General features: G+C 48.2%; 18 protein-coding genes. 10 read left to right on the top strand and 8 right to left on the bottom strand.

The window, feature by feature from the left end; genetic code table 11:
- The first annotated feature begins 303 nt into the window (after positions 1–303).
- The 8 genes from KTQ90_RS04665 (at position 304) to KTQ90_RS04700 (ending at position 4,253) form a co-directional block, all read left to right on the top strand.
- Positions 304–1,104, top strand: a complete 801-nt coding sequence (locus tag KTQ90_RS04665; RefSeq protein WP_217317374.1) for a YqiA/YcfP family alpha/beta fold hydrolase — start codon at positions 304–306, stop codon at positions 1,102–1,104.
- Positions 1,105–1,106: 2 nt separating this feature from the next.
- A complete protein-coding gene (trxA, locus tag KTQ90_RS04670; RefSeq protein ID WP_217317375.1) occupies positions 1,107–1,406 on the top strand; it encodes a thioredoxin in 300 nt (99 codons plus the stop codon).
- 20 nt (positions 1,407–1,426) lie between these two features.
- On the top strand, positions 1,427–1,804 hold the full coding sequence (locus KTQ90_RS04675) for a YccF domain-containing protein (RefSeq protein ID WP_217317376.1): 378 nt from the start codon (positions 1,427–1,429) through the stop codon (positions 1,802–1,804).
- An 89-nt stretch (positions 1,805–1,893) separates the two neighbouring features.
- Positions 1,894–2,124, top strand: a complete 231-nt coding sequence (locus tag KTQ90_RS04680; RefSeq protein ID WP_369680853.1) for a DUF1294 domain-containing protein — start codon at positions 1,894–1,896, stop codon at positions 2,122–2,124.
- 14 nt (positions 2,125–2,138) lie between these two features.
- The gene (locus KTQ90_RS04685) at positions 2,139–2,372 is read left to right on the top strand and encodes a hypothetical protein (protein WP_044080833.1); all 234 of its coding nucleotides are present in this window, start codon (positions 2,139–2,141) and stop codon (positions 2,370–2,372) included.
- A 12-nt stretch (positions 2,373–2,384) separates the two neighbouring features.
- A complete protein-coding gene (locus KTQ90_RS04690; protein WP_217317377.1) occupies positions 2,385–3,128 on the top strand; it encodes an AlkZ-related protein in 744 nt (247 codons plus the stop codon).
- Between the two features lies 1 nt (position 3,129).
- Complete coding sequence (locus tag KTQ90_RS04695) at positions 3,130–3,672, top strand: DNA alkylation repair protein (RefSeq protein WP_217317378.1); 543 nt, start codon at positions 3,130–3,132, stop codon at positions 3,670–3,672.
- A 140-nt stretch (positions 3,673–3,812) separates the two neighbouring features.
- Positions 3,813–4,253, top strand: coding sequence for a ribonuclease H (locus KTQ90_RS04700; RefSeq protein WP_217317379.1), 441 nt, complete (start codon positions 3,813–3,815; stop codon positions 4,251–4,253).
- A gap of 434 nt (positions 4,254–4,687) precedes the next feature.
- Here KTQ90_RS04700 and KTQ90_RS04705 read toward each other — a convergent pair whose 3' ends face one another.
- The 7 genes from KTQ90_RS04705 to KTQ90_RS04735 all read right to left on the bottom strand — a co-directional run bounded on the left by KTQ90_RS04705 (position 4,688) and on the right by KTQ90_RS04735 (position 18,105).
- On the bottom strand, positions 4,688–5,803 hold the full coding sequence (locus KTQ90_RS04705) for an IS4 family transposase (protein WP_254359348.1): 1,116 nt from the start codon (positions 5,801–5,803) through the stop codon (positions 4,688–4,690).
- A 66-nt stretch (positions 5,804–5,869) separates the two neighbouring features.
- A complete protein-coding gene (locus KTQ90_RS04710; RefSeq protein ID WP_217317380.1) occupies positions 5,870–14,284 on the bottom strand; it encodes a hypothetical protein in 8,415 nt (2,804 codons plus the stop codon).
- Positions 14,284–14,919 carry a hypothetical protein gene (locus KTQ90_RS04715; protein ID WP_217317381.1) on the bottom strand — a complete coding sequence of 212 codons (636 nt, stop codon included), beginning with the start codon at positions 14,917–14,919 and terminating at the stop codon, positions 14,284–14,286. Before KTQ90_RS04715 ends, KTQ90_RS04710 begins: the two co-directional genes overlap by 1 nt.
- Positions 14,920–14,932: 13 nt before the next feature.
- A complete protein-coding gene (locus KTQ90_RS04720; protein ID WP_217317382.1) occupies positions 14,933–15,472 on the bottom strand; it encodes a hypothetical protein in 540 nt (179 codons plus the stop codon).
- 77 nt (positions 15,473–15,549) lie between these two features.
- Positions 15,550–17,148: a hypothetical protein gene (locus KTQ90_RS04725; RefSeq protein ID WP_217317383.1), complete on the bottom strand. Its 1,599-nt coding sequence runs from the start codon at positions 17,146–17,148 to the stop codon at positions 15,550–15,552.
- Positions 17,149–17,160: 12 nt separating this feature from the next.
- Positions 17,161–17,361 (bottom strand): hypothetical protein, encoded by a 201-nt coding sequence (locus KTQ90_RS04730; RefSeq protein ID WP_217317384.1) that lies wholly within the window; start codon positions 17,359–17,361, stop codon positions 17,161–17,163.
- A 6-nt stretch (positions 17,362–17,367) separates the two neighbouring features.
- Positions 17,368–18,105: a hypothetical protein gene (locus tag KTQ90_RS04735; protein WP_217317385.1), complete on the bottom strand. Its 738-nt coding sequence runs from the start codon at positions 18,103–18,105 to the stop codon at positions 17,368–17,370.
- A gap of 176 nt (positions 18,106–18,281) precedes the next feature.
- On the opposite strand from KTQ90_RS04735, the gene KTQ90_RS04740 reads away from it, so the two are divergent.
- Positions 18,282–18,671, top strand: a complete 390-nt coding sequence (locus KTQ90_RS04740; protein ID WP_217317386.1) for a hypothetical protein — start codon at positions 18,282–18,284, stop codon at positions 18,669–18,671.
- The gene (locus KTQ90_RS04745) at positions 18,637–20,745 is read left to right on the top strand and encodes a terminase large subunit (protein ID WP_217317387.1); all 2,109 of its coding nucleotides are present in this window, start codon (positions 18,637–18,639) and stop codon (positions 20,743–20,745) included. Before KTQ90_RS04740 ends, KTQ90_RS04745 begins: the two co-directional genes overlap by 35 nt.
- A gap of 8 nt (positions 20,746–20,753) precedes the next feature.
- Here the strand turns inward: KTQ90_RS04745 and KTQ90_RS04750 are convergent, their stop codons facing one another.
- Positions 20,754–22,712 (bottom strand): portal protein, encoded by a 1,959-nt coding sequence (locus KTQ90_RS04750; protein WP_254359356.1) that lies wholly within the window; start codon positions 22,710–22,712, stop codon positions 20,754–20,756.
- Positions 22,713–22,747: the final 35 nt, after the last annotated feature.

Consider the following 22,747-nt stretch of genomic DNA (forward strand, 5'->3'; position numbering starts at 1 on the left):
AATATCTTCTTCATGCTCTAATCTTGTTGTTCATTTTCTCTGCACTTGTAAAAAGGGTAGTTGTACCGTTTAAAAGATAAAAGCTTAACTATCAGCAACATCCACATGTTGCATCGGAAAGTAACCAAATTATAGCTAAGCACTAAATCTTACTTTCTATAGTTAAAGCGCTCATACAGAGCGCTTTTCTTTTTTAAACATTAAAATCAACACCAATACTTTTAACCGACGAAGCAGCAAGAACCATCAAGTTCGCTTGAATGGCCGAGTTACGAAGGAGAAAGGTGAAAACAAGATTAGAGCATGAAGAAGATATTATTCCTACACGGATTCTTCGCCACGGGCAGCTGTCCGATGGCGAAAGCCTTGAAAGAGGCGTTTGAGGGGACGGCGGTGGTGCTGACTCCCGACCTGCCTTTGCACCCAAAGGAGGCACTGAAGGAGATACGCTCCATCATCGACCGGGAGCAGCCCGATTTACTTTTGGGCAACAGCTGCGGCTCTTTCCTCGCCCAGATGCTGGCTCCGGTGGTGGGCATTCCTGCCCTGCTGGGCAATCCGTATTTCATGATGACGGAATTTCTGAAGGAGCGCATCGGCGAGCATGAATACAAGGCGCCGAGAAGGGACGGCAATCAGCGGCTGGTGATTGACGAGGCGCTGATTGAGGAGTTTGCGGAACTGGAAGCCGTGCAGTTTGACCATTGCAACCCCTATTATAAGAATCGTGTGTGGGGACTTTTTGGTGAGCAGGACACCCTGGCTCACTTCTCCCCTCTCTTCCTGCAGCATTACAACCAAGCCTTCCATTTCCCAGGCGGTCATACGCCTACTGAACAGGAGGTAAAGACCTGGTACGCTCCCCTTGCCCAGAAAATGCTGATGGAGTTTTCAGCAAAGGAAGAAAGATATTTCCAGCACTTCAAGGGCGGCAAATACAAGTTCATCCATTCTGCCTTCGACTCCGAGACTCAGGAGCGCATGGTGGTTTATCAGGCTCTCTATGGAGACCAAGCCTATTGGGTAAGACCGGAAGATATGTTCTTCGGGAAAGTTACGAGGGACGGCAGAACTTTTAATCGTTTCACGGAAATAGATAAATAATTATGGAGACATTTAATAACGTAATAAACAGTGGCCAGCTTGTTCTGGCCGATTTCTTTGCTACCTGGTGCCAACCTTGCAAGGCGATGCACCCCATTTTAGAGCAGGTGAAGAGTGTATTGGGCGACCGCATCCGAATCATCAAGGTGGATGTGGACAAGTACGGCGTAACAGCAAGCCAATACCGCATTCAATCTGTGCCTACGCTGATGCTTTTCCGAAACGGAGAAGTATTGTGGCGCACAAGCGGTGTGATAGATAAAGCCGAACTGCTGGCTACGCTTGATCCATTCTTGATATAAAAGATTAAAAGAATAATCTTATGCGCATAATAGGAAACTTACTTTGGTGGCTCTTCGGAGGTCTCGAAGCTGCCATCGGTTATTTCACCGGAAGTCTGGCTCTTGCATGTACTATCATCGGCATTCCGTTTGCAATACAGACATTCAAGATTGGTCTGCTCTGCCTATGGCCTTTTGGTTCAACGGTAAGAGAATCGAATAGTCCAACAGGTTGCATTCGCATCCTGTTGAATTTACTCTGGCTGATTTTCGGAGGTTTGTGGGCTTGCCTCATGCATCTGTTCTTCGGCTTTCTCTTATGTATCACCATCATCGGCATTCCTTGGGGTAAACAGCATTTCAAGATGGCCGGGCTTTCGCTCGCACCATTCGGAAAGGATGTGGAGTTGGGATTTTAAAGAGATAAGAAAACGCAGTTGAAGAGTATGAACACATTACATAGTTACCTCGCCTACTATCTCTGGCCCTCAATGTTGTTACATTCATCGTGTACGGCATTGACAAATACAAGGCCAAGAAAGCCAAGTGGCGTATTCCTGAAGCCACGCTTTTGTTACTGGCTGTACTTGGAGGAAGCATCGGGGCATGGATGGGAATGAAAGTCTGGCACCATAAGACGATGCACAAGAAATTCAAATACGGCATTCCAGCCATTCTGCTGATACAGATTGCGCTGATGACGTATTTACACGTGAATCTTTGGAAACAAATAGTTTGAAGAAAATTATGGCAATGACTATTGATACAACAAACCTCTGTTCGCATCTTCAAAAGAAGTTGTTTGAACCTGAGGGAATATATTATCCTATCTGGCAAGCCATGCAGAATGATGAGGAGCTGACAGCCGTAGTTCGCTCACGACAGCTTCATATTTATCGTAATGGAAAAAAGATTCTCATTCTCGCTGGCAAGGCTCAGCCGAAGATTATCAGAGAGGATAAACTGAATGAATTGATAATAAAATAAAGAACGAAGCTTATGAACTTTCCAGAAATATATTCAGCAACAGGCATGATGGAGCTGATTCAGAAAATCGGCTTCCTCCCTCTTCTTGATAGTGGCATTGAAGGATTCTCTGCCGAAGACATCGTGGCAGAAGACTGCGGTTACGTAAGACTTCCTGAAGGCGGTTGGGACTGGCCGCTATGGAAATGGAAGGGCGAGATTGTGCAGGAAATGCCGTGTATGTACGGAAAGTTCTTCAACAAGAAAGCAGGATTCATCAGCCAGGAATGGTGGCCGGACTTTTGCAACTACAGAAGAAGCAAGTACCCTCGCCCAGATGATGACTCGATAGAAGGAGCCATTCTCAGCACGCTTCAATCTACTGGCAGTCTCATTACAAGGGAGCTTCGGGCAGCCTGCGGTTTTACGGGCAACCGACGCACGAAGCAAGAGCAGAGTGAAGCTTGCTTCAACTCTGCCTTGCAAGAAGGAGGAAGACCGAAGGTCAAGGGAATGAGAAGCAAGTTTGACAGTTATCTCACCCGACTGGAAATGGCGACTTACATCGTGACCGAGGATTTCATCTATCCTCGCGACAAGCACAATCACGAATATGGCTGGGGATGGTCGCTGCTCAACACTCCCGAAGATCTCTATGGCAGGGAGGCTTGCCAATGCAACCGCACTCCCCAGGAATCTTATCAAAGAATTTTCGAGCATCTGAAAGAAATCCTGCCTGATGCTTCGGATAAACAGATTATTAAATTAATTGGATAAAATGGCTTCACTTCAAGAAAGACTGTTCGCCATGCAGGATAAGCAGTATGCTGCTTTCCAAGCCAAACTGACACCGGGAGTGCCCATGGAGAGTTTCATAGGCATTCGTGTGCCTGTGCTCCGCAAGTTCGCAAAAGAGTTTACAAAGGAGGCAGAATGCAAGGAATTTTTTCAGCAGATTCCTCATGAATACTACGATGAGAATATGCTTCATGGTCTCCTCATTTCCGAGGTAAAGGACTACGAGGAATGCATTCGTCTTACAGAGAAATTCCTGCCATTCGTGGACAACTGGGCTGTTTGCGACATCATGTCTCCGAAGGTGTTTGCCAAACACAAGGAGGAGCTATTGGCGAAGATCAAGACTTGGAGTAAATCGTCACACGTTTATACTTGTCGCTTTGGCATAGAGACACTTATGTCTCATTACCTGGATAAAGACTTCAAGGAAGAATATCTTGAAATTCCAGCATCAGTAAGGAGCGAAAAGTATTACGTAAAAATGATGGTAGCCTGGTTCTTCGCCACGGCTCTTGCCAAGTAATGGGACGCAACGATTCCCTACATCGAGCAACGCCGCCTTGCTCCCTGGACGCACAATAAGACCATCCAGAAGGCCATCGAGAGCTACAGAATCACGCCCGAGCAGAAGGAATATCTGCGGACATTGAATATAAAATAATTATGACACAAGATACTTCTACATATTACGTTTGGATAGGTGGCTCATGTGATTATGGCCATAAAGAGCGAGTTGGTGGTGCTGCCGTTGTGATTGAGCATAACGACAACACCATCAGCCATGATGTAATCAGCGACATACACACCACAGAGTTCCGAATGATGCTAACCCTCATGATCAAGGTAATGCAGGAAATACCGGAAGGTTCCGACATTCTCTTCCTGACTAACGCTGCCTATATTCAGAACTTTGACAAGACTCCAACGGCTAAATCAGCCAATCCAGACTTGATTGTCCAATGCATCAAGGAAAAGAAAAGGCACAACTCTGTCGGGGTCAAGATTGTGCAATACCACAAAAGCCCATTGCTGATAGAAACCCACGATAGGGCTACGGAAGCAATGGCTAAGACAAGGAAGGAGTTTCATCAGAAAAACAAATGAATGTTTAGAGGCTTTTCCGGTCATTGAGGTCACGGTCATTAAGGTCATTAAGGATTTCCGGTTATTCAAGAAGTTCCTCAACCTGAGAAATAAGGTTAAAGGGGCATCGCCATAATCAAAAAAAACGTTGCTGATGCAAGATTTCTTGAATTTTGCGTTTATAAGATAGATTATCAAACATAAAATAAAAATGAAAAAGAATTTATTGTTACTCTTTTTTATTGCTGTCCGGTAAAACTCAAAAGAGCATAAAAATCCTCCCCGAAGCCCCGTAAAATAGGACTTCGGGGTTTATTTTTTCAAAAGTAAGCCCCTTAATCGAAAAGACTTGGTTCTGGTGGTGCTTTTTGCATCTCCTTTGCAAGGAAATCATTCCAGGTTTTCTTGGGATTTTCCATGAATGCGATAAAATCGACGTAGTACATGAGCATAAGTCATACCATGGTAACAACCTGCGAGAATGCACAGTGCCTCTTGATGCTTCTTGACAGAACTGTTATCAGCAGATTTGCAATCAAGACTACCCATGTCTGTATTTGTATGGCGTTGACGCTGTCCCCATAGAAGAAATGAAGCGAAAAATTTTGTTTTAGCTGTTTGTATAGCGACTCGATGGCCCATCTGAGGCGATAAATTTCAGAAATGTCCTCAAACGTGAACTCAAAGTTGTTGGTCAACAGCACAACCGGCTTCTTTGTCTCGTAAAATATCTCCACCATACGTGCCTCATGGGTGAGTTCCCCTCTTGTAAAAAGCACTTTCTTGTCTATGTGCGTCACCAGTCCCTGCGGGTTGACGTAAGTAATGGATTCAAGTTCCTCGTACTTAAGGTTTTTCTTCATTTTGGTCACGTAGCACACGCCTTCTTCGGTAAGACGTTGGAATTGTGCGATGTCGACGTAACCACGATCCATCGCCAAAGTGGAGTCTTTTGGCAAATGCACCTCCTTCAGCAGGTAATGATCGTGTTTTGCGGCGGATGTGAGCTGCACCACCATCGGCACGCCGACATGATACTTCATTACTGTATGTACTTTCATGCCGCCTTTTTTCTTGCCTGATTTCGGGTGCCGCCCGACACCTTTGAGTATGTTGTCAAAGAGCGTTATTGTGGTGGAATCCATCATGTAAAGCAACTTCTCCCAGTCTTTAGGCTCGTGAGTCTGCCCCTTATAGCACTTGGAGGGGCGGCTGTCCGCTAAAAATTTGGCATACTTCTCCAAAAGATACGCATAAACACTTGCAAAGAACTCCTGAGGACGGCGTATATTGGCCTCCGCAAGCGTGCTGCGACGAACCAGATAGTTCATTCCGAGGTGTCCGAGCTTGTGAGCCTCCGCCTTCATGCCTATCTCAAGTTCGCGAAGAGAATCAAAGTGTTTGAGTATGCCGAACAGCATTACCACAAGATGTTGGTAGCCGTCAAAACGCTTCACGTAAGCCTCGCTTCCTTTCGTTTCGCGACTTATTTGAAGAATCTTCTCTTTGTCGAGTAACTTTAACACTTGACTATAGACCGGCTGTCCGGTAAAATGACTATCTTTGCTCATGGTTATATATTTTTTCGCAAAACAAAGATAACCAAAAGGGCTGATACCTCGTGAGAAGTGTCAGCCCTAATTTATTTTGTTTGAAAAAGTTTTACCGGACAGCAATAATTTGCTGGTGTCTGTCTGGTGCACCTTGCTTGGCAAGATGTCACACTTGGCACCATGCACCACTCTTACTACACAGTTGCCGTTGCTGTTCACACTCTGCACGGTTCGCTCCGTCTTCTTAATCGGGTCGAAGATGTGGAACACATAATCTACAGGATCTTCGTTCGTCTCCACGCAACGGTTCTTGTAGAACGTCTCGTAGCTCTTCACATTTCCTGCAATGTAGTCCATCCATTCACTGTCACAGCCCACATAGTGTTTGAGTCCCATGATTGAGTTCATGGAGTTGCCCACATACGATGTGTCCGCCATGCCGATGTCGTCACGACTGTTGAGTGTGCTGTCATGTGCACCATTGCCCACAACAGACTGCTCATCGGTCGTTCCATGGGTCGCCCACCACAGGTTACTGATTTCCTTGTGCTGCTCATAGTCTTGGAGTTGGTAGCCCTCTCCGCGCATGTGCGCACTATTCTGGAAATCCTTGGCTGTGTAGTGTATTGTCCCGGTCGGCATTTCGGTCGGGTTACCGTCTGTGTCGTATGCCCATTCTGCAGAGGTCTGTGAAGTGCCGTCACCTTTCTTCGAACGTACAGCACCTGATATGCTGCGAGGTCGTTTCAGTCCGTCAATAGTGATGGGGTATGTTCCCACAAGGCTGTCGTACTCACCAATGGTGTGCTCAGTCCATTCTGGTTCTATTGCTTCTATATGCTCGCTGTCAACAGCAAGACACTTTATGTCGCCAATGTCACGATACGAAGTGAAGTATATCCACTTGGCACCGTTTGGCACATCGCAGAACACATAGTTACCGATTGAGAAGTCGAAGTAAGCGTGACTCACCATCATAATGAACTTGCCCACGATCTTGCCGTTTGCATCCGTAAAGACGGCACCAAGACGAGCGTGGTTAAGTCCCGGCCATCTTACCTGCTTCATGCCCTCAACGTCCATACGGTAGACATTCGCATTGGCTGCTGTGGCAATAATATTATCGCCAACTGTCTCGCCAACTGTTGCCTCGTCAGCATACACGCCTGTATTTTCTGCATAGAGCAGCTCAGAAAGCAATGCCTCCTTGCGGTTGTTTACAGTCGATAACGGCTCTTTATCTGTAATTGAGTTAAAGTGATACTTTACTTGGTTCTTGTAGTCGTTCACGCCCTTGTACCAATAATGAGGCAAGTGGTGGAAGATGTCAAAGCCTTCACCTGCGCTGTCGCTCACATCGAAGCTCTCACCATTAGCAAGTTTATTGAAGTCTGCATCGCTCAATTGCACACCCTCCATCTGTTTCAGCTTGGAGTTGTACGTACACTTGTAAGCATGGGTGTCCTGCAATATCTTCAATGTGTGGCCGCTTGCCACAAAGCTCTTATCGTAATCGGCTCCTGTCTGGTTCTCGGGGTTGCTGTACTTCTCGCAGAAGTCACCGCTCACCACATCGTCTATCTTTATGACAGAGAATTGCGAGTTTATAACTTCAAGGTTCGGGAAGTAACGCTTCAGCTCCGCAATCTCACTCTCCTCTGAAAGTAGAGTTAGGATCCATCTGCCTATCAGTCCGCTACACTGGCCGCTCTCGTCATAGTCTGCTCCGTTTGCATCTATGCCTACGGCTCCATTGTTCTTGATGGCTCGCAGCAGCTCAACGCTTTCCGTAGCAGCAAGGCCGGCTATGCGTACACTCTTTAGCGCACTGGCCGTGGTTACCTCTCGCAGCAGCTTCATGGCATCTATCTTCGGGCTTCCGTCCAAAAACAGCTTCGTCACCTTAGCCATTCCGTCAATGGTCAAACCACCGGGGTAGGTCAGATTAGGAAGGTTCTTGAAGTACAGAGTCGTCATAGTACCGGGAAGGTGCAGCGTATCAATAGGTGAACTCTCTGCAAGTGTGATGGACTTCAACAGACTGCCTTCTGCCAACACCTTTCTTAGACGAGGACACAGCGAGGCGTTCACGTCGGTGATCATCGTGTTCCTGATGTCTATCTCTTCCAAGAAAGGCATCTGTCCTAAGTTCAGCGTGCTCAGAATGTCCGTGGTATAAGCTGGAGTATATCCTTCACCTCCAATGACAAGCTTGCGCAGTAAGGTGCACTCGCTAAGCATCCAGTTTGAATTCTTAGGAGAACAGCCGCTGATGTCAAGCTCGCTTATCTTGTCTGCGCCGAAGATGTATATGAGCTTGCCGCCTTCTCCTGCTGCAACCTCTGTAAAGGTGTGACTCTCACCTTCCTTTAGATAGCAACTGTACTTGGCTGACGAGGTGGAGTCCACGCCCATGGCGAAGTAACCATCCTGTGCTGCCGTTATCTTCACCGTGATGGGTCCCATAACACGGTCTTGGAAGAAATGGCGGAACAGATCACCAGTCTGGAAGTAGCCGTCTCTGTATGCGAAACGCTTGCGCTGGAAGGCTGGCAGACTCTCCAGTCGCAGACCATGCAAGGCAGGATAGTGGTTGTCGGCAGCGGTAGCTGTTTCTATATACTTGCGCTCTCCGTCAAACGAACTTACCACCTTTGGCCATTTCAAGATGCGGTCTATCATCCAGTAACGGTAGCAGCCGTCAGTAGAGAAAATTTCAAGGCCGGCCTTGGTCTTCGTAGCACGCATCTTTGCCGCCGTGTCATGAAGAGTCAGCGTCTCCGTGCCTGCATCATCAAGCCATACACCTTCGCCTCTGTCAAACAAGGCATAGCTCTGTTGGAACATTACGCCGTCCCATCCTTGATACAGATGGCTCGCTGCTCCGTCCATATCCCAAGGTATGGTCAGGTAGCAGTCGTTGTCAGCCTCGTCACATGAGTCACCGTCATACCAATGGTTGAAGTAGTAACGCATTCTTCCGTCGGTCTCCAAGTAAACAGCAATCATCATGTTCTTGGCTCGCTGGTCCACGGTGGCTTTGTAGTCGCTCGCCACAACATAGCAGTGAGTTGAATGGGGAGAGAAATACTTGTGCATTTCCTGCTGCCATTTCTTCCTGCGGTTCTCCTTGGTACCGGCTACGGTTTTGCCACCAATGGTAATGGTTGTGCTTGCACCGGCTCCGTTGAATACCTTTTCGCTGCCATCAGGGTCCTTGGCGGCGTTCTCTTCGGCATTGTCGGTCAAGTTCTGGTTACACTGCTGACAGAAGGCCAACTCTCTATACAGCTGGTACGGAACTTTCTTGCCCGACGCATACAGGGCGTTCAAATCGTCGTCGTCAGGGTAGCGCATTTCGTAATAAGTGCTCCACACTGGAACGTCACCATCGTCGGTGTGCAGCGTCTTTAGCATATCGTCCACACTGTTCACGCCCTGCTGCCAACAGAACTCTTGATATTGTCGGTACTCGTAGCACTCCACAGGGTTCAGAACGCGGCCTTGCACACTCCATTTCTTAGTGGCATTGTCATAAGTCATGGTGCCTGTGGTGTCCTTCCATGCTCCTCCTTTATACTGCACATACTTTCCGTCAGATGTCTTGTAGGCTGTTCCCCAGTCGTAGTTCTTAACATCGTCTGCCTGTACCTCGGAGAGTGTTTTGTCAAGCACATGACTGTCTTCCACGGCCACCTCACCTATCTCTGTCATGGTTCCGGTACCATCGTTCTCAATGAAGCGTGTTTCCGGACCACAGAACTCACTCAGCATATACAGCGTGCCCGGTATCAATGAGCTTGTGTCTGAAAGAACACTGGCCTTGTAGGTCTCAATGCTGGTATCTCTCGGAGCTACCATTTCCTTGAAGTCGCCATAGTTCACGCAACCGTAATTATATCCCTTAACGTCCTCAAAACCGAAGAAGTGGGGATTACCCTTGTCGGCATTGAAGTTTGCCTTCGAGTGGAAGTAGGCGTTCTCAGGAAGTGTAGCGGCCTGTGTCCCCTTGTCTTGACCTATGCGGTAGTCGGTACGGAAGAGGGCACACGTCACACCGTCAATGCTCGTATGCAGTTCTTCGCTCTTGTCGGTGTTGTGTCGCTGTGCAGGGGTCATATAGTCACTGCCAAGGGCTATCTGCGTGTCGTTCATAAGCTCCATCATGGCACAGTTGTTGGCACCGGCAGAGTCCGAGTAGTCAACCTTGATGGTAATGTTCTGTATAGGCGTACTGCCTTCCTTCACGCGGATCTTCTTTTTCTTCGCAAGAGCTGCTGCGTCGTCATACTTGGCAAGAATAGTCTCATCACCATTGTACATCTCACTAATCTGCTCTCTTGTGTAGAGCATTCTAATCCTCTTCGCCTTCTTACCCTTGCCCTTCTTATTCTTGACACCGTAGGCAAGTGTCGAAGTTCCTTGGTTTGTCGTCGGGATGGCTTCAATAACGCAGTTTGCCCACGGACGGTCGGGGAAATAAATATACCAGTCCATCAAAACGGACGTTTTTTTGTCCCTCAAACCTTCGATGTAGTCAGGATAATATATCTCGCTGTCCGTTACCGCGCCACCGTCTTTGCTAAGGTTCTTGTCCGAAGTGCGCGTCATTGCCACAACCATGATACCGCGGTCTAACAACTTTTGCATATCGGGGCGTGGTTTCGTCGTGCCCTCAGCTGTAACATCGCTCATAACTTGGTTCTGCTCATACTCGGTCAGCATGGCAGTCGTGTCTGTGAGGTTCACGATATAGTTGTTGAATGCTTGGATGAAGTCATAGTAGGTGTTCCAGCGTACCACCTCGTATAGGTAGAGGTCGGCATCTGTACCGTCGAAGTGTATCATGTCCGCAATGTTAGGGAAGCCGTTGACGGTGCTGATGGGAACACACGCTGCAGCATCACCGTTTTGGAACACCTTGCACAGCATCACACCGCTATAGGGTGCTCTGGCTTGTGGCTCTATCACAATGTCTATGCGATATACGGTGTCGTCAAGGTAGGAGGTGGCAGCGGTGGTCTGCACATCTTTCAATGCTTCGTCGCTGTCTCCGGCGGTGGTCACGATGAACTTCTCTCCGGTAAGCACAAAGCCCAATCGCTCACCCATACACCACATAATCTTTGCATTACGTTTGGCAATGTTCTTAACCTTGAATGTAAAGCTTAGTGCCATACCGTTGGTTGGTATGTCCTTGCTTGCCAATGGTGTGTCGCTGCATGTTGCTTTCACGTTCTCGGCTACACGTAGTGCCATTCTGCCGTCTGCTTTTTCTGTACCGAAGTTGTCTGCGACAAAACCGTTGCTCGACCAGTTGCTGCCATTTACCTTCATCTCTACCACACTGCCGTCAGCGCAAGTGGCCTTGATGCTCTTGTCTATGTCGTCGTTACTTCTGCCGGCAAAGCTCAATTTGTAGTATGCGCCCTCGGTCTCGCTGATGGCAAGCATACTGCCGTCAATGACGAGTTTCAGCTGCTCCGCCAGACGTACCTCACCACACGTTGCGTCGAAGATCAATGTGTCACCGTCGTTATAACCCACAATGCGTTTCTCTATCGTGTAGTAACTGCTGCGGTTCATAACCTTGTTGGCAATCGTTTCTGTCTCGTCAGTGGTCTCGTTCTTCACCTTCACCTCTACATTCGGGTTGGCGTTGTCTCGCTGATAACAGGCTATGTCAAAGCTGACGGTCTTGAAGAGTTTTGTCTTGCCGTCGCTGTCGTCATACCATCGTGCCACAATGATGGGCTTCGTGTAGTCACTCACGCTCTCACGCTGCTCTATCACCATGACTGCGGTATGCAGCGTGTTACCTTGCAGTCCTGATGCTACGTCTTGTCCTTGTATGCGAAGAGGATATGCGCCGTGTCCCATGCCTTGTGGGTCGATGGTCACATTATGGGTATAGGTGTCCTTAACCAATACACTCTCCAGCGTCTCCCAAACACCGTTGCGGTATATCTCTATCTTCGTCTGGATACCCTTGTCTGAGGCATTGTTTGGGAAACGATACATGGGGATGCTTACCTTCTGACCGCCAACCTGCAATGTGGTGCTCTTCGTATAGCTCAGTGTCTGGCTGCTCTCTACGGTCACATCAACGGCTATCATTTCCACGTTTCTCGTGGCTGTCTTGCCGGTGGCATCGGTGGCTACGGCTTGCAGCTCTACGCTGCCAGCACTGGCCGCAATGGTGCTTAGGTCAAACTCGAAGGTGTACGACTTTAACGACGAACTGCTTGCTTGATTGGGCTTGAATGAGGCTACAGTGGTCTTGGTCGTGCGATTGATAAACACCACACTCTGTATCTTGTTGTCCTGCGATGATCCATCGGATAGCTGGGTCACACTGCGGATGGCGGCTTTCAGTATGGCTGTGCCTCCTGCACGGACATAGAAGGGGTCGTTTTCAAAGTTGATGGCAAGTGTAGTTCCACCGCCACCTCCAGTACCGGTGCCCACACTGAACTGGGCTTCAGACAGGGTGTCGCCAGCCTTGTTTTTTAGCTTCAGTGATACGCTGCCTTCTTCCTCTGTAGCCTCTATCTCCGTAGGTACGACCTTATACGCTCCTCCTGTAGAGAAAGCGTCTTTGCCATTGTCTTCCATCGTGTCGTTCGCCACAAGTTTGCTGCCGCCGCCGAAGTCCTGCCAAAGCCCGGCCTCGTAGAAGTCCGCAATGGAGTCGCCCTGATACTGTTTGGTCTCTACCTTATTGGCTTCCGTCGTGTAGCTTATCACCAAACCGCGCTTCTGATAGTTCACACTTGTTGTCTCTTGATAGGTTTTCAGAGCTGCAAGTGCGGTGCCAAGGGTGTAGAAGCCTGTAGGTAGAGGGGCTATGATGTCAATGTCTATCATCGACTCTGAACCCTGCACCATCGAACCGAAGTCTTTCCAGTTCTCTGTGTCGTACCAGTTATTATCATCCGTATTGGCTCCGATATACTGGTAAGTCTTCCAAGTGCCTTTCTTCAATGCGAAGGTTATCATCAGGCCTACTGCAGCCTTGCCATTTTCCTTCGCTGCGTGAACAGCTGAATTGGCCGTATCGTCGGTATCACACAACACATAGTAGTGTCCTCCCTGCTCCACCGTCGGGTTGTAAATGCTGGCAGAGCTACCGCTACCACCAATCTTCTGCATCTGCTTATCGACGATATGGAACAACTGGTCTTCACAACAATAAATATGGTCTGTACGTCCTACGCTGTCTGAATTGTACTCTTCCTCGGAATAGCCATAACTCTCTGTACTAACACCTCCGAACCCGCGGAAACACCACTCTCCATCGTAGTCTAAACTTGGAGCATACCACAAGCCACGGCTCGGTGCCTTGCCAGTACCGTCCCACACACCATCAAATGGCAAAATGTTTACACCTACTAAGCGTTTGTTTGCCGTCTGCAAATCTTTATCCAGCTGTGCACCCTCGTCGCCGGGATATGCAGTGCCGCTGGTATGTCCCAATGCCAAGTCCGAACCTATTGCAACAAGCGTGCTGCCTCTCCAATGATAAGTCTTGTTGGCTGTAACGTCTATGTAAATCTTGCCGCTATGTGGCACACGGCCTTTCAAAGTACTCTTGCCGTAATGGTCACCGTCTATCCAGTTGTTGTAGTAAGTGATGGTCGGGCGCAAGTCACCTTCCGTTTTCGATGGCTGCGTGTATTTCAGCACAAAAGCACCAGCGTTTCTGCTGAAAACAACGCTACAGTTTTCGTCCGTTGAATACTTGTTTAACGACATCATCTGCGAAGTGATGTCATTGAAAATGCCGTTGAACTCAAGCACGTCGTCCACATAGTCTGGCAGATACTGCGAAGGTATCTGGTTCAGTTCATCCAACGGTGCAAGTCCGTTTGGCCGTCCTTTGGTGTTCTTGAACGATGTGAGGTCTTTTTGCACACCGCTGATGCTGTCCGCAAGTTCGGTCTTGTTGTCGCTTACAGTCTTCTTCAGTGTGTTGATGTCGCTCTGAGCTGTGCCCATCTTTGTGTTGAGGGTGTTGATGCTCTCGCCTTGCGTGGTCTGTGTAGAACGTAGGCTGCGCACGTCTTCCTTGTTCTGGTTAACGTCCACCTTCACGGCTTCGAGGTCGGCTGTCATTCCCTCCACGGCTTCCATATACTCGGTGCTATCAACCGTAGGGTTGCCCTTCAGCAGCGGATTGCCATTGCTGTCAACTTGCGCTACCCACGTGCCACCGTCAGCTACATAGAGCTGACCAAGATGATCTGACGCTGCACTGCCTTCTACGGTCACCAACGCCCACCATCCTTCATGGGGATTAGGGTAAGCCTCGCGTAGCTGTGCCGCCGTTTTGAACAGGCCTTTGTTCGGGCCTTTTATGTTCTTGGCTTCAAGCCAGCCGTCAACGATCAGATTGTGGCCGACCTTTGCCGAACCGCGTATGGTGGCCTTGCCGCCGATGTTAACGTCACGTCCAACCGCAACGTCACCATCTATCTGTTTTGTTGGTATTGAACTCATTATTCAAAAATGCTTTTTGCCAAGGTGTTCATTGCGGCTGCTTGCTCGCTCGCACCATAGGCGGTTAATACTAATGCAGCCGTAGTATAGACCACGGCTGTGTAACAACGCTCGCTGACGTCTATGCCGTCCTCCTCGTCTATGCTCGGATAAGGAATGTATGAGGCACGTTTCACGTAGGCTTCCTCACTGTTGCAACTGTAGAACTCCAACACCTTGCCCTCGGCACGGTTCACTACGGCACACACCGGCTTCTGAACATTGCCGCGAATACCCTTGTATCTTGACGATTGCAGGTCATACAATGGGTCGTCTGCTGATATGGCCATATAGCAGGTGCGTTCCCAGTCGCTCATTCGAAAGGCTACAAGACGCATGAAATCATCGGGCAGCAGAGTCCAACCGCTTCCGTTACTCTCCCAGTAGATGGTATCACCAAACACGTGACCTTCTTCCAAGTAGTGAACGGGAGCGGACGACTCTACACGCCGAACGGCTTCCACTATCTTTGAGCGTATGATGTCATTCAACGATAAGGTGTCAATGTCCTCATCGCTGATGAGCTGCTCGCTTGTCTTGTTCTCGTCAATGGCAATGCGCACGTCACGCTCCACGACTTCGATTTTGTACACCATACCGTTGCTGTGATTACTCGGTTACAAAAGTGATTTTAACGCCATAGGTTTCACCTACAGCTATAATTTCTGCACGAGTTCTCATCGTACCACTCTTCACGCCAAACTTCTTTGTAAGATAATCCTTGGCTTCTTGGTTGGTACTGAACTCAACTTCTGTAAGACCACGTTCGTCCTCGATAGGCTCGATGCCTGTCTCTTGTGTAGGCGTTTCTACATCACCTGTCGGCTTCACTGTTTCTGTCTTAGTTTCTTCTGACAAATGCTCATTCACCTGTTCGTCACTGTCTGGAATAGACTTGTGGGTAGCAATTCGCATGTGAGTACCGGGCAGTACTTGACGCATTACGAGACGGATAAAACCACTCTTGTATTCCTTTGAGTTCTCAATTACAAACTGTGTAATTGGGTCTTTGGTCACCATGTATGCAGGTTGCGAACCAGTTGGAGAAGACGTGCCACCAACGAACGATAAGTTCGCCTCAATGGTGCCGGCCTTAACTTTACCATGCCATTCCGTGAGACCATATACTCCGTATGTTTTAATTTCCATGTTATATTTTTTTATTAAAAATGGGGACGGATTGACTTAAAGCGCATCCACCCCCATAATTAGCGTTGACTAAAAAGTTACTCAGCTGAAATAGGGCCGTAGAAACGAACCCACTTCTTCTCGTTCTCGCCTGTCGCATTGTACTTGAATGCGTCTCCTGCACTCACAGTAATAGTTGCTGTGCCAGACTTGATGTTCATGCCATAAGCGAACACGTAAATTACGCCATCTTCGAGATCAGCTTCGGTTGGAGCTGTGTCACTACTCCACAAGCGGAACTCGTCTGCTGCAGGAGCGGTGTCGTCATCATCATCGTCACCATCAACCCAGATGTGACAGTTGCCCTTCAAGCCAAGAGCGTCACTGACGAGAACACCATTGCGTGTTGCCTCTTCACCTTCAACGTCCTCAGTGTAGCTGCTCTCACCACGACGTACATAGTGAACCAAACGGTCTTCACCAACAATTAGACCGCTGTTCTCGTAGCCGCAATCATTGAACGTCGGCTCAATCTTAATCTGAAGCTCACCGAAGATGCAGTACAGACGTGTCACCTTCCAACCAAGTCTCTCATTGGTGTAAGGCTCCATCGTGACCTCTGGATGCTTGCTCCAGTCAATGAGCTGCAAGCTCTGACCAAGATTGTTACCAACGAGGAAGAGACCGGACTTAGGCTTGTCTGCACCACCGTAGTATAGCTTGATGAGAGACATTACATCCTCAAATGTCCACTTGCCACGATGCTTCACCTCACGCTTCACCTGCCAACGAACACCATTGGTTGTATAGTCCCACTGGTCGTCACCCATGCTTGAACGTACAAGCATCTTGTTCTGCTGAGAAATGAGAAGCGTACGGTTGCCGGCAGCCTTGAACTCACGCAACTGAGCCTCTTCCTTGACAGCCTCATCGTAAGGTATCTCCATGTTCTGGTCGGCAAGATACTTTGATACGATGCTTGTCATACCTCGCTTCTGCAAGTACAAGTCGTCTGGAGAAGGAATGACAGTATTGGGGTCAACCCACTTCTGAGTCTCATACATGGCATTAGCCATACGTACTAACTTCGTACCTGCTGTTATGATATTGGTATTGCTTGCTGTTGGAGAGGTTGCTGTTGGAAGACTGCCATACTGGTCTGTCGCAGCCTGCTTAACACCGTTGGTTGCAATACAGGTGATGGTGTCGTCGTTGTTCACGCTCTTTACAAAGAGCTGGAGGGGACGACGGCTCTTGACATTGGTACCACCGATAAAGTCGTAGCCTTTGACTCCCTTGACCATAAGAGTGTCGTATGCTCGAACTTTCTTCTGGTCGGCATTTACCAACGTGATAGTATTGCCATTAACAGATGCAACCGTAACGATTGGTGTGCCTTGGTCAATTGCATAGTGTTTCACTTCCATGCTATGAACGTTCACGGACTTTGCCATCAGCATAAGCTGCATCAAAGAGTTCTGATCACGTTCAAACATGAAAATTCGTTTGTCAACTTCGGGCATTACAAGTTCGCCCATACCTCCTGATGCGTTCTCTACTCCACTGACGGTAGTAGGCGCACCACCTAACTGTGTCTGAAGACCAGCGGAACCAGCACTTGGAGTAAGTTCAGGACTATCTGGCGTGTTTGCACTGCCAGAGTTCTGTTGCTGGGTTGTTGTTATTTCTACGCTCATTTTAATTTGTTTTTATTTGTTATTGTTATGTTTCGTTTTTGCCGGTACCTTGACAATGCTTTTCTTCACAAAGCCTTCGTTATGTATAGCTTTGCTTGCTTCCATTAACGCACTTACAGTGGTACAGGCACCACCGATATGTGTTCGCAATCCTGCACTTCCTTGTGAGGGTTCACGTGGCTTTGTATTTGGAAATTCTACACTAATGCTCATGACGTATTATTTTGCAGCATTTGCAAAGTCAAAGATGTCCATGTTTCTTTTGTTCTTGGGCGCACCGCCATTCTTGCCGTTCAGTGGCGCAGTGCCGTCGCCTTTGTCTCGCTTGCGCAAGCCTTCCACAATTTTGTCATTGCGTCCGGCAACACGTCCCTCTTCACTTGCTGAGGCTACATCGCTGTCATGGTTGATGGCATTCACGAACATTGCAAGAGTCTCTTTCGAGAACTTGCCCATAACACCGTCACGGACCACGGTCAAAACGGCATCAACTACAGCGTCAATCTGTTCGTCGCTCATGCCACGCTCTTCTTGGAACTGACGAAGGGTTTCAAGACTTGCGTCCATGTTCTTCTCATATTCCTCGTCAAGCTGTCTTGACTTGGCTACACGCTCCACATAGTCCTTGTTGGCCTCGGCTATCTTCTCCTGCATTTCAGGATCGTCAAGTACGTCCTGTATTTCTATGCCGAAGTTTTTGACAAGCCCGACGTAGGGGTCGTTACCATTGTGCATATCAGCAAGGAACTGCGCACTTCTCGGGTCAGCGGCAAACATGTCGGACATGGCCTTTTCCCTGTCCTTGTAGCCGCTAAGATCCTGCTCGTATTGGTCGTAATCGTCGTAAATCTGACCGTAAATCTCCTCATCATCCTCGAACTTCTTGTCGGGATATTTCTTTCGCAGCCGTTCCAACTGTTGGTCGCGTCTGCTCTTAACTCCGTTGTTATCAGCCATTATCTTCAAAATCTTTAGAATGTGTCATATTCATTTGCAAAAATACCTATATAAGATGTGGACTGACTTTTAACTTTTGTGACCTCGTTTCTGTAACTTTGAGGAAACAATCGGGCACTTTTATGAAATACTTTGGCAGCATTCTTGAATTTACACGCGAACGTAATAACGACCTCATGAGGGCATATCGGGAGAAACTCGCAGAGGCATCCATCATCGTGATGCCGGTCATCTTCGAACTTGTCGCTCAGTCTCCGGCTTCTCGCTTTTGGGTGAGCGAGGAGAGGGCTGCTATTGTCATTTCAGCAATGGCAGCTGGAAAACCGATGCCAAGGATGAGGAGCAACAAGCGTGAAATGTTTGAGGAGATTTACCGAAGGTTCGTTATACTACGTGAGAAACAGCCCGACAAATCGGTGTACGAACTTGTGACGAAAATAGTAAATCAACCTGCACCGAAATTCTATCTCACGCCTCGTACAGTGGGCGAATTTATTTACCGAATAAAGAATGGATGGTATGACAACCAATATGATAGATACAGAGATTGCACGCTTACTCGCTGAAAACGACCGGCGAAATGAGGTGATGTTCGCTCACTTCGACCCGGTCACGGGTGAAGGGTCCATAGGGGAACGTGTGCGAGTTTGTATCTCTGACTTTGCCATACCCGTCCAATGGCTCCCTGTAGAGATGATGAAAATACAAATGGTGAAGAAACTTGTCAAGGCTGGGTCTATCGACAAGTTTCTTTCGTCTGTTCTCCATGTTGAGCCAAACGATGATGATTACATCAAGGTCTCGCGTAAGCTCATAAGGCTACGCTTCAAACACGACTTCCCTTTCTGGGCGGCTACGCTCGTCTATATCCACAACAAGAAGGCTGGTAAGGACGTGTTGTTCCGGCTTTACTATCCGCAGCGTATTTTGGTGTCTCGTTTTGAGGCAAAGAGAAAAGCTCGTCTCCCTATACGACTAATATTGTTGAAGGCTCGACAGTGGGGTGGTTCTACTACAACACAGCTCTACATGGCATGGCTTCAGTTCAACCATCGAAAGGGACTAAATTCACTTATCATTGCACATCAAGGGGCGGCTTCTGACGAAATCAAGGATATGTTCGACCTCATGATTGACAGATACCCGGTAGAGTTCCTGCACAAACTGGGTGAGGCATATTCCGAGAACGAGCCGAAGTTGGTTGGTGTAGGTAAGTCTGGCTCCACTCATCGCGTACCACAACGCAATTGCAAGATTAAGGTTGGCACTGCTGAGCGTCCTAATGGATGCCGTGGCGGTGCCTATTCTCTTGTGCATTTGTCAGAGGTCGGCTTGTGGCAAAAGACAGAAGGTAAGTCACCGCAGGACATCGTGCGTTCGGCATGTTCCGGTATTCTTTTGGAACCATTCACGATGATCGTAATGGAGAGTACACCGAATGGAACAGGAAACTTCTTCCACACAGAATATACAGCTGCTGCAGATCCTACAATCAAATCACAATATGAAGCTCTTTTTATATCGTGGTTTCAGATTGAGCAGTATTCCAAACAGTTTGCTTCAGCTGACGAAATGCGTGAATTTGCACAATGGCTGTACGAAAATAGAGAGAATGCCTATGTGCCGTCAAATCGTGAGGAGTCCGGACGCTACCTTTGGTCGTTATGGGAGAAAGGGGCTACACTGGAGGCCATCAACTGGTATATAGAAGAGCGTGCAGGTAAGGACGACTTTGCTGTAATGGCTTCCGAGTTCCCTTCTGATGATGTGGAGGCTTTCGTTCATTCTGGTTCTATGGTGTTCGACAAATACCGTGTCAAGAAGTTCGAGCGGTTCTGCAAGCAACCTCAGTATATCGGTGAGGTATATGCTGATGGAGACGAAGGAGAGGATGCACTTTCCAATCTCCGTTTCCGTGCAGACAGGCAAGGATTGCTTTCTATATGGGCTATGCCGGAAACATTCGAAGGCTACGAAGTTGTCAACCGTTATCTTACCGTTGTCGATGTGGGTGGACGTTCCAATAAAGCTGACTGGTCTGTTATCGTGGTATTCGACAGGCTTAGTATGATTGATGGTAGCGAGCCGCCGTCTGTGGTGGCTCAGTGGTACGGACATTGCGACATAGACCAACTCGCTTGGCGTGCAGCACAGATAGCGGCGTTCTACGACAATTCTCTTCTGGTCATTGAGTCTAACACGTTGGAGACTCACGACAAGGAGCGGCAGGTGGAAGGTGGCGACCAGTCGCAATATATACTCAATCAGAGTTCAGACATCTACCCGAACTTGTATGCACGCAAGCAGTCGGAGGATGAAATAAGGGAGGGCGCACCGCGTAAATATGGCTTCCATACCAATGTGTCAACAAAGCCGATGATTATCTCTACCCTCATCAAGGTGGTACGCGACCGACTCTATATCGAGCGCGACAAACGCTGTCTGGATGAATACAACACCTATGAGCGAAAACAGAACGGTGCGTATGGTGCTATTACAGGCAAACATGACGACTTGCTTATGACACGTGCAATAGGTCTGCATATCTGCTTCCGGAAAATGGATATGCCTGAATGGGTTCCTATTGTTAACCGTACACTTAGAAAAGACAGAAGCCCCGTTTCCGAGGCTTCCATCTGATAGTTTTATTAAGACGCTTGTAGCATCTGCTGTGCCTGTTGCATGGCAGATGCGTTTGCGTTTTGCTGAACCTGCTGCGCAAGTTCCGGAGAAATGCCGTCCGGCACCTTGCCTTGTTCCAGCTGTTCCCTTTGTGACTTGATGCTCTGCAGCAACTCGTCGGCAAATGGAAAGTCGCCGTGTTCCAACAGCTGCTCCACGCTGATAGCGTTCTTTTCCCACAACTGCATAAGCATGTCGTTGGTTAGAGCGCGGTATGCTGGGGTTGCTGTGCTCTCCACAATCGAAAGGTCAAACTCTACGTCGCGTATCTTCTTCGGGTCGTACTCCACAATGGTAGAGTTCTTTCCTGCAATGTTGAATACACGTGGCGTGTCGTAAAACTGCTGAATGTTCTTCACGTCCTTATACGCACCTTCTTTTACGAAAGAAGAGAACGTGTCGAGCAAATCAAGCAGAGACGTTGAGGCGTTCTGTGCCTGTTGACTGTACAGACTGGCCGACATACCCGAATAACCGGGCTTGCCTTGCAATGCGCCGTTAACGCCGGATATGTCTTCGAAGAACTTCAACTGCATGCTCAGCAACTCTGAGATACCTATCTGTGTGCAGTTGTTGGCTATCTGCTGAGGCAATGGCGTTCCGGCCTTCGGTGTCCTGATCATGATGATGCCGTTGAAGCGTGCCCATTCGTCGGCAACGTCGTCCATTGACATTCCCTTCGGTAAGCAGTCTTCCGGGAACAACAACACACCTTTTGCCGAAGCTCGCATAATCCAGTCGTACATCGTAATCAAACGGTTTGTGTATCGCTGCTGGTCTATTACATTGCTGACAAAGCTATGTATTTCACCGTCGATGAACGGATATGCTTTGAACACATACGGATGGCTCTTGTGCTCGTATGGGGTTTCGCCTTCTTCCAGAATGTCACCAAACGGAGTGAGCATGTAATAATACCAGTAGCTATCCATAAACCACTCCCAACGGATAAGCGGCACATCGCTCTCGTCCATACCAAGCTCACGGGCCTCTTGTAAACGCTTGTTGTTTTCGTCTGTTACAATGGCTTGGAAATCCTCAATGTCTATCTTGAACACATCGCCATTGTTTACGTCATGGCAGCGGACACGTGGTTTGCTTTCTTTCCTCCACACTTCTATTACACGACACCTCGATGTGTCGTATGGCACAAGGAAGTCATAATAACCTTGTAGAGGATAGCCGAAGTTGTCAAAAGTAGCACTGAGATATGATTTGTCTTTGGCAAACTTGTATATCTCGGCCAGACGGTTGTAATCGTTCCCATCCTTAGCAAAGCGTCCGCACAGTTCCTCAAACGATATGTCATGCACCTCGCCCACACAACTGCAATCCCAACCTCGGAAATCCCTCATGTTGTTATCGATGAAGAAGTTGTTGGGCTGTACATAGTCTGTCCAACAGTCCAGTTTGTTTTCTCGCCAGCCATACCACTTACGCTGCACGACAAAGCCCGATATAAGGAACTCCTCCATACATCGTGCGTTTATTTCCGTCATGCGGTTCAGCTGCATGTTACATTGCAACACGGTACTCATCGTCTCGCCATAACGCTGCTCGTCGCGGTCTCGTGCCGTACAAGTGGGTTCCTTGGCTTGACTGCGGTATATGCCAAGTACAGCTTGTACCATACGGCGAATGAGGTTGTTCTTCAAGGGTACATTACCTTGCTTCTTGATGAGTTCCTCTTCGCGTATTTTCCGACCATTCACACAAACGTAGTCATCCCACTGCCGTCCGTAGGTGTAGTTCTTGTTACGTTCACGGTCTCTGCGGAACGTATCCATAGCAAGCCAATACTGCTGGGCTTGCCACAATACCTCAAATGCACGGTTACCGCCCAACGTGTGCTTGGCTGTAGCTACGCTGTCCATTCCTTCATGAGGCATGACAGCACTCGCCTTATGTAATTTTCTTCTTGCCATATTTTTATAATTTGGGACGGTGCAAAGGTAATTCC

The sequence above is a fragment of the Leyella stercorea genome (assembly GCF_019052365.1).
GTDB lineage: Bacteria > Bacteroidota > Bacteroidia > Bacteroidales > Bacteroidaceae > Prevotella.